This window comes from Neobacillus bataviensis LMG 21833 (genome assembly GCF_000307875.1).
GTDB classification, from domain to species: domain Bacteria; phylum Bacillota; class Bacilli; order Bacillales; family Cytobacillaceae; genus Neobacillus; species Neobacillus bataviensis.
Window position 1 is genome coordinate 1 of record NZ_AJLS01000190.1, and the last position, 13,192, is coordinate 13,192.

Annotated in this window: 11 protein-coding genes; 2 read left to right on the forward strand and 9 right to left on the reverse strand. The window is 37.5% G+C overall.

Features of this window, described 5'->3' with window-relative positions; translation table 11 throughout:
- Nucleotides 1–85: 85 nt before the first annotated feature.
- Together BABA_RS25775 and BABA_RS25780 are read right to left on the reverse strand one after the other, a co-directional pair.
- Nucleotides 86–982: an ABC transporter ATP-binding protein gene (locus tag BABA_RS25775; protein ID WP_007088224.1), complete on the reverse strand. Its 897-nt coding sequence runs from the start codon at nt 980–982 to the stop codon at nt 86–88.
- Nucleotides 979–1,350 carry a GntR family transcriptional regulator gene (locus BABA_RS25780; RefSeq protein WP_007088225.1) on the reverse strand — a complete coding sequence of 124 codons (372 nt, stop codon included), beginning with the start codon at nt 1,348–1,350 and terminating at the stop codon, nt 979–981. The genes BABA_RS25775 and BABA_RS25780 overlap by 4 nt, the downstream gene beginning before the upstream one ends.
- Before the next feature lie 305 nt (nt 1,351–1,655).
- On the opposite strand from BABA_RS25780, the gene BABA_RS25785 reads away from it, so the two are divergent.
- Entirely contained in the window at nt 1,656–2,417 is a 762-nt protein-coding gene (locus tag BABA_RS25785; protein ID WP_007088226.1) for a DeoR/GlpR family DNA-binding transcription regulator, read from the forward strand.
- A 21-nt stretch (nt 2,418–2,438) separates the two neighbouring features.
- Nucleotides 2,439–3,833: a M24 family metallopeptidase gene (locus BABA_RS25790; protein WP_007088227.1), complete on the forward strand. Its 1,395-nt coding sequence runs from the start codon at nt 2,439–2,441 to the stop codon at nt 3,831–3,833.
- Nucleotides 3,834–3,876: 43 nt separating this feature from the next.
- On the opposite strand, the gene BABA_RS25795 is transcribed toward BABA_RS25790, so the two are convergent.
- The 7 genes from BABA_RS25795 to BABA_RS25830 all read right to left on the reverse strand — a co-directional run bounded on the left by BABA_RS25795 (nt 3,877) and on the right by BABA_RS25830 (nt 12,700).
- The gene (locus BABA_RS25795; RefSeq protein WP_007088228.1) at nt 3,877–4,893 is read right to left on the reverse strand and encodes an oxidoreductase; all 1,017 of its coding nucleotides are present in this window, start codon (nt 4,891–4,893) and stop codon (nt 3,877–3,879) included.
- Between the two features lie 125 nt (nt 4,894–5,018).
- Complete coding sequence (locus tag BABA_RS25800) at nt 5,019–5,930, reverse strand: PTS system mannose/fructose/sorbose family transporter subunit IID (RefSeq protein ID WP_007088229.1); 912 nt, start codon at nt 5,928–5,930, stop codon at nt 5,019–5,021.
- Between the two features lie 19 nt (nt 5,931–5,949).
- On the reverse strand, nt 5,950–6,756 hold the full coding sequence (locus tag BABA_RS25805; RefSeq protein ID WP_040347615.1) for a PTS mannose/fructose/sorbose transporter subunit IIC: 807 nt from the start codon (nt 6,754–6,756) through the stop codon (nt 5,950–5,952).
- A 28-nt stretch (nt 6,757–6,784) separates the two neighbouring features.
- Nucleotides 6,785–7,753, reverse strand: a complete 969-nt coding sequence (locus BABA_RS25810) for a mannose/fructose/sorbose PTS transporter subunit IIA (RefSeq protein WP_007088231.1) — start codon at nt 7,751–7,753, stop codon at nt 6,785–6,787.
- Nucleotides 7,754–8,155: 402 nt separating this feature from the next.
- The gene (locus BABA_RS25815) at nt 8,156–8,527 is read right to left on the reverse strand and encodes a DUF956 family protein (RefSeq protein WP_007088232.1); all 372 of its coding nucleotides are present in this window, start codon (nt 8,525–8,527) and stop codon (nt 8,156–8,158) included.
- A 67-nt stretch (nt 8,528–8,594) separates the two neighbouring features.
- Entirely contained in the window at nt 8,595–10,370 is a 1,776-nt protein-coding gene (locus BABA_RS25820) for an aminopeptidase P family protein (protein ID WP_007088233.1), read from the reverse strand.
- A 1,067-nt stretch (nt 10,371–11,437) separates the two neighbouring features.
- Nucleotides 11,438–12,700 carry a glycoside hydrolase family 18 protein gene (locus BABA_RS25830; protein WP_007088235.1) on the reverse strand — a complete coding sequence of 421 codons (1,263 nt, stop codon included), beginning with the start codon at nt 12,698–12,700 and terminating at the stop codon, nt 11,438–11,440.
- Between the last annotated feature and the right edge of the window lie 492 nt (nt 12,701–13,192).

Genomic DNA, 13,192 nt, shown 5'->3' on the forward strand with positions numbered 1-13,192 from the left:
GCTGGAAGTAATCCCAAACACCATGGAAGGATCAACCACATAAGTTTATCCTTTGCATGAATTTTCATTACGGTTGCAATTCGATTCATCGGAAGTCCACCGCCTTGCGATCAGATTTTTGTTTGGTCAAATGAACGATCAACTGTTGAAGGGATACCGGGGTAAGCTCCAGCCCTAGTAATTCGGCCTGCTTCCGCCTTTCTGGATCCAGACTGCCATGCACCGTCGCCGACAATAGGCCGCCGAATGGTTTCCGATCAATCGTCTCCTGCCCGGAAATGAAGGACTCTACTTTCTCCACCTGGCCTATGGCGCTATAGGCTTGCCCACGAATGGTATCCGCATCCTCATTTAGAATAAGCCTCCCGTTATCGATGACAATCACATGCTCCAAAATTCGGCTCACCTCGTCGATTAAATGCGTTGACAAAACAATCGTCCGCGGGTATTCCGCGTAATCCTCGATCAGCCGATTATAGAACAGCTCCCGCGCTACAGCATCTAGCCCCAGATAAGGCTCATCGAATATTGTTAGCGGCGCGTGGCTTGCCAAACCGATGATGACGCCGACGGACGAGAGCATACCTCGTGACAGCTTCTTAATCCGCCGTTTTAGTGGCAGACGGAAATCGTTTACCAATTGATCAGCAAAATGCTGATCCCAATTCGGAAAAATAACCGGACACAACTCCAGCACGTCTACCACTCGAAAATGGTCGGGATACTTCTGACTTTCTTTAATAAAACAAACCTGGCTCAATACGCGATTGTTCTCATAAGGAGCCTCTCCGAACACGCGCAGCTTCCCGCTTGTCGGAAACATTTGAGCCGTTAGCATGTGCATGATCGTGGTTTTGCCTGCGCCGTTTCGGCCCAACAATCCGTAAATTTTGCCCGATTCCATCGTAAAGCTGACATCGTCTACCGCATTGACGCCGCCATACGTTTTGGTCAGCCCTTGGACTTCAACAATGTTCTTCATTTCGATCCTTCCCCTCTCCGGATCATATCCGTCAACTGTTCTTTCGTAATGCCAAGCTTTTCCGCCTCGCGAATCATCGCAACAACATACTGTTCGTAGAAACTCTCCTTCCGCTTCTCCATCAGCCTTGTTTTTGCGCCTGTAGCAACAAACATGCCAATCCCCCTCTTTTTGTACAAAATGTTCTCGTCCACCAGCAAATTAACGCCTTTAGCCGCCGTTGCCGGATTGATTTGAAAAAACGATGCAAATTGAGTTGTTGAGGGCACTTGCGATTCCTCCGGCAACCGTCCTTCGATAATATCGTCTTCGATATGCTCGGCAATTTGCAAAAAAATCGGACGGCTGTCATCCATCTTTAAAACCATAATACACACCACCACATCAGTTAGTTACTCATGTAATTAACCATATAACAATAGAACCGTTTCGTCAACGGCTATTTGCCAAAAAAAACCATTCCAGAAAAATTCGGATCATCACACATGGGTGTTTATTAGAAAAGGCAGGAGATGATGAATGAATTAATTAAAGTAAGAATTTGAAAACAAAATCTATGCTAAGCATAAATCAACTTGCAGTCTTTTGCATATTTTTATATATTTATAAGTAAAGTTGCAATACATTGCATTTCATTGCAATGTGGATTAATCTATACACGAGGAGATGTTTTATGCTAATCGAAGAAAGACTTGAAAAAGAAAAGAAAATTATTGAAGAAAATAAGAGTGTGACAATAGAAAGTCTTGCTGAAACACTTGGAGTTTCGAAGGATACGATAAGAAGAGACTTAATGAAACTAGAAAAAAAGAATGTGATAAGAAGAATACATGGGGGAGCAGTGTTAGCGAGTAAAGAGGCTCTTATTTTAAATTACTCAGAAAGAGCAAATCAGGAAAACACTATTAAGGAAAAAATTGCAGAGAAGACTGCTAAATTAGTCAAAGATCATTCATCCGTTATTTTTGATTCGTCTACAACAGTGGAAGCTGTTATTCCTAAATTAAACGGAAAGAGTTTGAAAGGGATTACCAACTCTCTTACACATGCCATTCTTCTTTCTAAGAATGAAAGGACGAGTGTTTCCGTTCTTCCTGGCAAACTTAATAATAAACAGTTGTTTTTATACGGGGCAGATACGGTGGATAAAATTAGACAATATAGTGTTGACTATACATTATTAGGGGTTTTTGCCATTTCTGAAAAGGGCTTGTTTATTCATACAGAAGAGGAAGGGGTGGTTAAACGTGCAATGGTTCAAAGAGGGAACAAGATAATTGCTTTAGCAGATCATTCAAAAATTGATACAACGGGGTATTTCAAAATATGTTCCCTCGATGAAATTGATATATTGGTCACTGATAAGATGCCGGAACTTAAGTTTGTGGAGTCTTTAGCTCAAAATAATGTAGATATTGTAGTTACTGAAGAATGAAAAGAATAGGAGAATACGTTTATGAAAATGAAGAAACAAGTAAAATTCAAGGAAATAATGCAGCCTGAAATTTATGAAAACGTTTCTCCAGTTTACTTAACTGATGAAACAATCAACGAAAGAAAAGAAAGACTTCTTCAATTGATGAAAAAAGAAGAGTATGATGTTTTGGTGATATACGCTGATAAGGAACATGGAAGTAATTTTGAATACTTGACGGGTTTTATTCCAAGATTTGAAGAAGCTCTTTTTGTAATGAAAAACAATGGAGAATGTTCATATATATTGGGGAATGAAAATCTAAAAATGGCAAAACATGCTCGTACAATGGGTACCGTTTATCATTGTTCACTTTTATCTTTGCCTAATCAACCGATGAACGATGATCAGCCATTAGAAAGTATATTGGCTCAAATTAATTTCTCAACGAGTGAAAAGATTGGTCTTGTCGGATGGAAAATGTTTACTTCAAAAGTACAAGATAACGATACGTTATTTGATATTCCTAATTTTATTGTTGAGGCATTAAGAAATGCAAAGCCTGATCATGCAAAGATTTTCAATGCATCTTACATATTTATAGGAGGAGACATTGGGGTTAGGACAACAAATAATCCTAATGAAATTGCTCATTATGAATATGGGTCAAACCTTGCTTCATCTTGTATGCTAAAAGCTTTGAATGCGATTGATATAGATGTTAAAGAATCCTTTTTAGGAGATATTCTAAATGGTGAAGGGCAAACAAATAATGTGGTTACCATTGCGGCTACTGGCAAGCGTTTTGAATATGCAAACGTTTATCCTACTAATAAACAGACCAAATTAGGCGATCCTATATCATTAACCACAGGCTATAAAGGTGGTCTAACTAGTAGAACTGGGTTTATTGTTGAAAATAAAGAACAACTCCCTTCTTCTCAAAAAGATTATCTAGATAAAGTCGCAATTCCTTATTATCAGACCGTTGTATATTGGTTAGAGAACATTAAAATAGGGATGTCTGGTGGAACCTTTTACGAGTTAATAGAAGGGATCTATCCGAAAGAAAAGTACAATTGGCATTTAAACCCCGGACATCTTGTTTCCGATGAAGAATGGATGTCATCACCGATATACCCAGATTCAATGGAAAAACTTAAAAGCGGAATGATTTTTCAAATTGACATTATCCCTTCCATTGAAGGCTATGCTGGTGTTAGTGCAGAAGATACCATTGCTCTTGCAAATGAAGAATTAAGAAATAAACTTAAAGGCGAATACCCACAATTATGGAAGAGAATTCAAAAACGAAGAAATTACATTCAAGAACAGCTAAACATCAGTCTATCGGAAGAAGTACTTCCTCTATCAAACACTGTTGGTTATTATAGACCATATTTACTAACGAGAGATAAGGCATTAACCTGTGAATAAGAAAGGTCTTCATCCATTCAGGATGAAAGACCTTTCTTTCATTTTAGTTTAAATTTTTAACCCCAGTTTCTAATATTTCCATTTGTAGCAGTGTCTGTTCGTCTGTAATGGTTTTATCATTACCATTTATGATGGCTTCATATAAATCATCATATACTCTTCCATAATCACCATTTACGGATTTCACTGTTTCTTCGTGGATTGTACCTTCTTCATCAATATATGTGAGTACACCATAATGTTTTAGTGTATCTATCCCAAAGTCTTTGTTATCAGGCATATAAAATAACTTTAAATGTTCTTCCTGACGATCCTTGGTTTCTTTCACAAAGCAACCCTTTTTTCCATAAACGACAAAGCTAGGTCTTTCTTTAAGTCTAAAATAACTGGATTTAACAGATACTTTTAACTTGCCATAGTATAAATCTAAATCAAAATAGTCATTCATTCTTCCTTGGCCTAATAATTGTCTTACATCATAATGTATATGATCCGGCTGGCCAAAATAGCTGATGACCTGATCCAATGTATGACAGCCATGTCCATATAAAAATGACTCAATAGGGTTAAAAGAATGAGCTGACTCCGGTACTTCGGGACGATAATAGTCATAATGCATTTCCACTTCCAGCAAGTCCCCTAGTTTCCCCTCTTCAATGACCTTTTGAACCGTTAAAAAATCACTATCAAAACGTCTGTTTTGATACGTTTGAACAATTAATCCTTTCTCTCTTGCCATTGCGAATATTTCTTTTGCCTGTTCTGAGGTTTCCATAAAAGGCTTTTCAACCAAACAGTTTTTATTTTTGTTTAATACTAATTTTGCATATTCATAATGACTGTCATGTCTTGTACAAATCACAATGAGTTGAATGTCCTTGTCATTTAATAGTTCATCTAAATCTGAAGTATAATTTACTCCTGCAATCCTTTCCCAACTTTCATGCTTAGGATTTCTTTGATAAATAGTTTTTACCTTTATATTCTCTCTTTGCAGTACGAAAGGCAGATGATATCTGTTCGTGCTTTTTCCATTTCCAATATAACCAATAGTAAGCATAATGCCCCCCTAAGATCTAATTATATGAAAAGCACCTCCTTAAATTGATAGGTTTATCAAACCAGGAGGTGCTGCTCTATTTGTATGAGTGATTTTTAAAAAAGCCTAAGCGAGATTCTTTATTGTTACATTAAGTGGATTAAGTGGAAGACGATACCAACCACAAACAGCCCAAGAATCATAACGATTGGAGAAACTTTCTTCTTAAGCAGCCACATGCAAAGGAATGTGATCAGCAATCCAGCTAAACCAGGGATTAAGCTATCCAAGTTGGCTTGTAACGTAGTTACTTTAACAGGTTCTAATGAAAGACCACTAGCTTGCTGTTGTAAAGCGGTTTTTATCCCTTCTGCTCCGGCAGGTAACTTATCCCAGTCGATATAAGCACCTTTGGAGAGTTTAACTTCGGATACAACTGGCGCAAATTGTACAGATACCCATCGGTTAACTAATGCACCAAGGATGAACATCCCCAGAATGGATGCTCCTTTCGTAATATCTTGAAGTATTCCGCCAGATAAGTCGTCAGTAATTTTAGAACCAGCTTTGTAACCAAATTCTTGCGTATACCATGTGAATCCCATACGAATGAGATTCCATAAAACGAAGAAAATAATCGGCCCAAGGATGTTACCGGTCAAAGCAAGAGATGCACCTAATGCACCAAGGATTGGTCTAACCGTGAACCAGAAAACCGGATCCCCGATACCTGCTAAAGGCCCCATCATACCGACTTTAACCCCTTGAATGGCTGTGTCGTCAACCGGCGCACCATTTGCACGTTCTTCTTCAAGTGCTAAAGTTACACCAATAATAGGTGAAGCTACATATGGGTGAGTATTAAAGAATTCTAAATGACGTTTTAGTGCAGCAGAACGATCTTCTTTCGTTTTATATAATCGTTTGATTGCGGGAATCATCGTATATGCCCAACCACCGTTTTGCATACGTTCATAGTTCCAAGAACCTTGAATGAAAGTGGAACGCCACCAAACAGAAATACGATCTTTTTTTGATAGTCTCAATTCATTTGCCATTTTTGTGTCCTCCTCCTTCTTAGTAATTATCAATAATATCGCCTAGTGGATCACCAAATTTACCGTTTCCGCCATTACCTGAACCGCCTTGTTTAGAAAGCGCTAAATAGATAAGTGCAAGAGCTACACCGATAGCTCCTAAACCGATAAGTGTGATTTGCGAAACAGTCGCTAATACGAAACCAATTGCGAAGAATGGCCATACCTCTTTTGTAGCCATCATGTTAATAACCATTGCATAACCAACGGCTACGACCATTCCCCCACCGATTGCTAAACCGTCTGTCAACCAAATTGGCATAGAGGTGAGTAATTCTCTAACGGGACCTGCACCAATAGCAATAATTAATGCAGCTGGGATGGCAATACGTAACCCCTGCATGCAGATAGCAACGATTTGCCAAAATTCAACTTTTCTAATGTTTCCTTCTTGAGCTGCCGCATCCATAAAGTGTACGATTGCTGTTGCGAGTGTACGAACGATGATTGTTAACAAAAGGCCAGCAACTGCAAGCGGAACAGCAATCGCAATTGCAGAAGCCACACCAGCTTTACCTTGTCCACCTAAAACTAAAATAATGGCAGATGCAACTGAGGCTAACGCAGCATCCGGTGCTACGGCAGCACCGATGTTTGCCCAACCTAAAGCGATCAATTGAAGAGTACCACCTAAGATAAGACATGGTACTAAGTTTCCTGTAACTAAGCCAATTAACGTACAAGCAACGAGTGGTTGGTGGAATTGGAATTCATCCAAAATTCCTTCCATACCAGCTAAAAATGCTACGATAAAGACTAATATTATTTGAATCACATTCAAATCCATGTTTATTAATCCTCCGTTTTCTCTGGATTTATTTTTGTTTGTTTAACTCTTCTTGAGCCTTCTTGATAATTTCATTCATGTCACCTTTTGAATCGTTCGGCACTTTACGTACATCGAAATTCAAACCAGCTTCTTTTAACTTATTGAAAGTATTTATATCATCTTGGCTAAAAGCCAACACCTTATTCGGTTGAACTTTACCAGGTGAGTGTGCCATAGAACCAACGTTGATGGTCTTCAATGGAACGCCGCCTTCAACCGCTCTAAGCGCATCTTGCGGATTTTCGAAAAGAAGTAACGCGCGCTGGCCGCCGAAGTGTTGATCATCTTTTGCAAGATCAATCATTTTATTAACAGGCACAACGTGTGCCTTTACACCCGGAGGAGCAGCCTGTTGGATCAATTTCTTACGAAGGTCATCCTTAGCTACTGCATCAGATACCACGATGATACGTGTAGGCTGTGTCGTTTTTGTCCAAGCAGTCGCTACTTGTCCATGTAGTAAACGAGAGTCAATACGCGCTAATACGTATTCAAATTTACCAGGGGCACCTGCATTAGATGATTTTGCAACAACCGCAGCAGATGCTGCTGGTTCTAATTGTTCAGGTTTTACCTTAACCCCTTCTTTAGCTGTTCCTAAAATTTGGGCGGCAATTTCATGTGCTGTGTTCATTGAGAAGCGCGATGCAAAAGCTTCAATCAGCATTGGTAAGTTCATCCCAGCAACGATTGCCCATTTGTCTTTGTGTTCTTCAAACAAGCTGTTGGCTTGATTGAAAGGAGTTCCACCCCAAAGATCGACTAAGAATAATACTTCGTCTTGGTTGTCGAAAGAGGCGATTGCTTCTATTATTTTTGCCTTTACATCATCGGGCCCCTCACTCGGCATCAATGTAACAGCTGCTACATTTTCTTGTTTTCCAAAGATCATCTCTCCAGATTGCAAGATACCATTGGAAAATTCACCGTGACTTGCAATGATAATTCCTACCATCTTTTTACCTCCTATTATATTTTTTCAGCTCACTTAAAAGCGGTTACAGTTTCAACAAAAACAACAAAAAAGGCATGAGCAAAAAGCAGATTATATGAAGATATAGGTATAGAATACCCCCTAATTCTTCATATCAATCAATACTTTTCACTCATGCCTGATCGAATCAGTAACACGTAAAAAATAATAGCTATTTAAATTTATTTTGCAAACGCTGTAAATAGATTGTTAAATAAACAGCATCTGCATCAAATACATTCTTTTCAATGAGCTTTCACAATAATTATAGCACACTAATTATTTCTCTTACAAGAGGGGAAAAATTTATTTATCAGCTAACCATTTTTGGCCTTTCCTCAACAATAAAAGACAAGCTCCAACCTTATCTTGCATGTAAAACTATTACTTTTTAAATTTACTCTTCAAGCCGCTTTTGATAACATCAAAAAAACTTAATGATTGAACCATCTGATTCGGATCAACGTATTCACGAATTGTTCGCAAAACTTTTTTCTGCTCTTTTGAAGAAAATGTATACTTCCCATTTCGCTTCGTTTGGATAGTATACCGTGGGATCCATTTTCCTTTGAACATGACTGAAGCGATCACGTACTCAACTTCTACCCAAGGAATTTGAATAAACTTACGAGCATCACGATTATTGAAGAATTCAAATCCTTTATCTCCGATCATAATTTTACCATAATCTGAAATTCCCATATGTGAGGTTGCATCAATAACTAAATCGACTTTTGTATTGATTGATTGGACCATTAGATGTACTCCATTTCTTTCATATAAATTAAGGCGATAAATATTACTTGTATTCGTCAATACCTATTTATATTTCCCTAGTTTCTTCCCTTAGCCATACTCTCTCTTCTTCATTTAAATAAGGAGCTAGCTTTGTGTATACCTCTTGGTGATAATTGTTTAACCATTGCTTTTCGCTCTCTGTTAACATATCTTTATTGATACCGGCTAAATCAATAGGGCAATACGTGATTGCTTCAAACTTCATAAATTGACCAAACTCTGTTTTCTCGTCTTCAACTACTACCATCATATTTTCAATTCTAATTCCATATTTACCTTCAAGGTATATTCCCGGTTCATTCGTAATAACCATACCTTTTTCTAATATAACATTATTATTATTCCTTATGCTTTGTGGCCCTTCATGAACATTCAAGAAAAACCCTACCCCATGTCCTGTTCCGCATTTATAATCCAAACCATACTGCCAAATTGGTTGTCTTGCTAAAACATCTAAGTTAGAGCCTGTTGCCCCGTATAAATATTTTACTGAGCTTAATGCAATAAATCCTTTTAACACCAAAGTAAAATCTCTTTTTTGTTCATCGGTAAGTTTTCCCAAAACAATTGTTCGTGTAATATCTGTTGTTCCATCATAATACTGTCCGCCTGAATCAATTAGAAAAAGACCTTCACTCTTAAGAGTATATTGCGATTCTTTATTGGCTTTATAATGCATCATCGCAGCATGTTCTTTATAACCTGCTATCGTATCAAAGCTAGGGCCAACAAATCCTTCCTGCCCCCTTCTAAAATCTTCTAATCTTTCTTCTGCAGAAATCTCTGTAATTTCTTCTTTATCAACAAAGTTTTTTAGCCATTTTATAAATTTCACCATGGCTAAGCCATCTTTAATTTCACACCATTTTAAATTTTTTATCTCACCTTCATTTTTAATAGCTTTTAAATTAGTTGTGATGTTAGGACTTTCAATTTTCTTTGTATTACTGTTAATGGCATTATATAATCTGATATTTGTTTTATTCGTATCTAAAATAACGGCATCTTCGCTTGAAAGACTTTCCAATAATGTTTGTATTTCATGATTCGCTTTTAACTCAATTCCTTCAGCCTCCAGTTCTGATTTAACCAAAGAAGAAACCTTGCAAGAATCAATAAATAAATAACATTTATGTTCTGCTACGATTACATTAGCTATTACAACTGGATTGTTAGGCACATCGGCCCCTCTTATATTTAAAAGCCACGCAATGTCATCAAGGGATGTTAAAATATAATAATTTGCTCCTTTATTTTTCATTTCTTCTCTTACTTCATTTAATTTTTCTGCTCGTGACTTGCCTGCATATTTTACGTCATGAGTAAAAATTGATCCTTTAGGGATCTCCGGTCTGTCTCCCCATAGATCACCAATTAAATCTTGATTCATTTTTAATCCTATTCTCTTTGCATTTAGATCTTTTTCCATCTTTTTAACCATATTAATTGAAAAAACATTTCCATCAAAGCCCACGATGCTTTCTTCTTTAAGAACATCTGCTAGCCATTCTGTATAAAATGGTACTCCTGGATCTGCCATTCTAAATAATCTGATTCCTGAGCTCTCAAGCTGCTTTTCAGCTTGAATATAGTATCTGCCATCTGTCCATAACCCAGCATCCTTTAATGTAATAACTACAGTCCCTGCAGACCCTGTAAATCCTGATATCCATTGTCTACATTTCCAATGTTCTGCTACATATTCACTCTGATGTGCATCAAAACTGGGAATTATGTAAGCATCCATTTGATTTTCTATCATAAGCTGCCTTAACTTTTCGATCCTATCCCTGATATTCATTACTAATACCTCCATTTTTCATTAAGACTACATTCCTTACTTTCACGATCATACAGCCATACGACTAGTTTTTTCGTACCTCTATTTCAAAAGCCAATACTGCTTGATTAAGAAGGAATACTGATTTAAATTTAGTATACCATGTATTACTTCCAATACCGTTTTGACAGGAGTGGTCTTTTCCTTCTATTGGAATCTCATTAACTGCATTATATATATAGACAAGCTTTAAAAAAGGTGAGGAATCATTCCAAATTCAAACAATTTTTCCTTCGATGCTCAAACTTTCAATCTACCAACATGTGACAGGTATGGGATCTTTACCGTCGATGGAACCGGGTATACAACAGGCCAGGATGCCTACTGGGATGTAACTGGCAATACTAGTTTTAGTTTAACAATCGACCCAAATACAAGTTCTAATCTTAGTTTAGCCTTTGCAAACGGAGACTTATTTGGAATAATCCTCCCTGTCTTCCCAATCTTCAGCTGCTCTACTGATACAAATTAAGAACAGAATATTGGCGATTTTGTGTAGGTGTGCGAATTCATAGGCGGAGAATTTCCTGTTAATGTATATAGGGAAAGCTTTTAGAAGGATATAAGCGGAGATATTCCGATTAACTGCTCTAAATAGGACAAAATCTAATGATTTGGATAAAATAAACGGAAAAACGCCCCTTATTTTTAAGGAAATATGGGTATTTCCCAATTTAGCCGGAATTTTTCCGTTTCTTTTTTCATACACAGTTAAATCAACATTCAGTTAAAACAAAGCCTAACCTTAAATAAATTTGCATGTAAAAATGAAGTGTAATTTTGCTGCGGTACACTGGCTATTGTACCCCCACATTTTAATATACAAATTGCACATTTCATTCTATTCTATAATTAACCCATAAGCAGAAATTTTCTTGATTTTTAGAGATACAAGCATTGAGACAATAAAATAATCGTCGCTCATCGAACTGGCTAATAATATTTCTAAGAAGAAAAGGAATTACCTCTGCCAAATAGTTTAAAAGCCTTGGATTGAGATAATCCAAGGCTTTCCTGATTCAATATTTTTACACCTTTATTATTGTAAAAAACTTTGTTAAAAGCCAAGGTCCTTGTGTGAATCCTAGTGTTAATTGCCATGCACCCAAGCCCTGTAATCCATAATCACGAATTAGTAACATTTTAGCACCCATACTTCTTACATCTTCAAACCAAACTTCATGTTTTAATCCCTTTTGATCTGTATAGTGAAAAAAAGGAGACTCAAATTCAGTTGAATACTGTATCGGTGATTGGTATCTCATGGCTGTTTCAACAGCATCCTGATTTGAAATCGCTGGGGCAACTCTACCTGGACTGTAAGGAATGGTCCAATCATATCCGTATAGAGGCATTCCGATAATAACTTTTCGACGTGGAACATATTGTATGGCAAATTCAACGGTTCTTCTTACCTCAGTAATGGGGGCTGCAGGTCCTGGTTCACTTCCTGCATGGTGCCAGTCATAAGCCATGATAAACATAAAGTCTACAACTGACCCTATTCCTCCGTAATCATATCCTCTCAGCCAAGGTATTTCTTGACTTGTTTTTGCAGGAAGCGCAATTGTTAGCGTGCGTCCTAATGGCTGCAAACGATCTCGCAAATCACGTAAAAAGCCTGTGAAAAGATCTCTATCTTCAGCCATAACACGCTCAAAATCAATATTTACTCCACCATACCCCCTATTGGTTACTAAATAGGAAATATTATTAACAAGGTTCGTTCTTGCAGTAGGATTGTTTAATACTTGATGAACAAGTGCGGAACTAAAACCTTCTGGGGTTAAGTTCGTGACAGTCACAAGAGGTCTAACCCGATGACTCCAAGTTGTTTGAATAGCTGTCAAATCATTTAAGGTGTTTGCGATATCTCCATTACTAGCAAAGTGATATTCAAAAATAGAAATGGCTGTACAATATGGGGCATCATCACTGATTAAAGCCCGGTCCAATTCCGGACTTCGAATAACATAGAAGCTAAGTACTGATGCATGAAAATTTGATATAGTAGGAATCGTGAGCCTCATTCCTGGTCGTAATGCAGCCGGATTAACAGCAGGGTTGGCGTCTGTTAGTTGTTTTATAGATAAGAAAGATTTTCTAGCAATCCCTGTAAGTGTATCCCCGGGTTGAACAATATACGTATATAACGGAATGAGCAAGGCCTGCCCCGGAACAATATTGGTCTTCTCTAAACCATTCACACGGCGAATCTCATCAATAGAAATTCCATACCTGCTGCCGATCGTAAATAAGGAATCTCTAGCTTTTACCTCATGAAAAAACATATTTGTCCCTCCACTAAAGGGTCCATAATTCAAATACCCTTCACTCAGGTTTTATGGCCAAATTGATTTTATAAAATTATGCAGTAAATTCCTTTTAATATATGAAAATTTTTTATATGTAGAACACAATTAAAGCTGGAATTGAAAAGATCATGACCCCACATTCTTTTCAGCATCCTTTACACTTTACTATTGATTGAAGCTGGAGTAGGGATAAAGAAATACAGCAGTGGCTCGAACATTGTGATATTAATACAATGATTATCAATGCTCGCATGACTGCCAACATGTAGAAAGGCCTCCCAACAGTTAAGCAAACTGATGAAAGGCCTTCATAATTGTTTAGTTTTTCTTTTGTGGAACTCTGCGGACAAACTCTCGTGTTACTGGCTAAACGGTTGCTTTGCGGATCATGAAAAACGACAGCAGGACATAGATGACCGCGCCAACAAACAACCACGAAGCTAATTGGGCGGCGGAATGTCCGCTTAG

Bases quoted from the DNA above. Each gene is read 5' to 3' on its own strand.
- BABA_RS25775 (WP_007088224.1), bottom strand. From the start codon at position 982: ATGAAGAACATTGTTGAAGTCCAAGGGCTGACCAAAACGTATGGCGGC.
- BABA_RS25780 (WP_007088225.1), bottom strand. From the start codon at position 1,350: ATGGTTTTAAAGATGGATGACAGCCGTCCGATTTTTTTGCAAATTGCC.
- BABA_RS25785 (WP_007088226.1), top strand. From the start codon at position 1,656: ATGCTAATCGAAGAAAGACTTGAAAAAGAAAAGAAAATTATTGAAGAA.
- BABA_RS25790 (WP_007088227.1), top strand. From the start codon at position 2,439: ATGAAAATGAAGAAACAAGTAAAATTCAAGGAAATAATGCAGCCTGAA.
- BABA_RS25795 (WP_007088228.1), bottom strand. From the start codon at position 4,893: ATGCTTACTATTGGTTATATTGGAAATGGAAAAAGCACGAACAGATAT.
- BABA_RS25800 (WP_007088229.1), bottom strand. From the start codon at position 5,930: ATGGCAAATGAATTGAGACTATCAAAAAAAGATCGTATTTCTGTTTGG.
- BABA_RS25805 (WP_040347615.1), bottom strand. From the start codon at position 6,756: ATGGATTTGAATGTGATTCAAATAATATTAGTCTTTATCGTAGCATTT.
- BABA_RS25810 (WP_007088231.1), bottom strand. From the start codon at position 7,753: ATGGTAGGAATTATCATTGCAAGTCACGGTGAATTTTCCAATGGTATC.
- BABA_RS25815 (WP_007088232.1), bottom strand. From the start codon at position 8,527: ATGGTCCAATCAATCAATACAAAAGTCGATTTAGTTATTGATGCAACC.
- BABA_RS25820 (WP_007088233.1), bottom strand. From the start codon at position 10,370: ATGAATATCAGGGATAGGATCGAAAAGTTAAGGCAGCTTATGATAGAA.
- BABA_RS25830 (WP_007088235.1), bottom strand. From the start codon at position 12,700: ATGTTTTTTCATGAGGTAAAAGCTAGAGATTCCTTATTTACGATCGGC.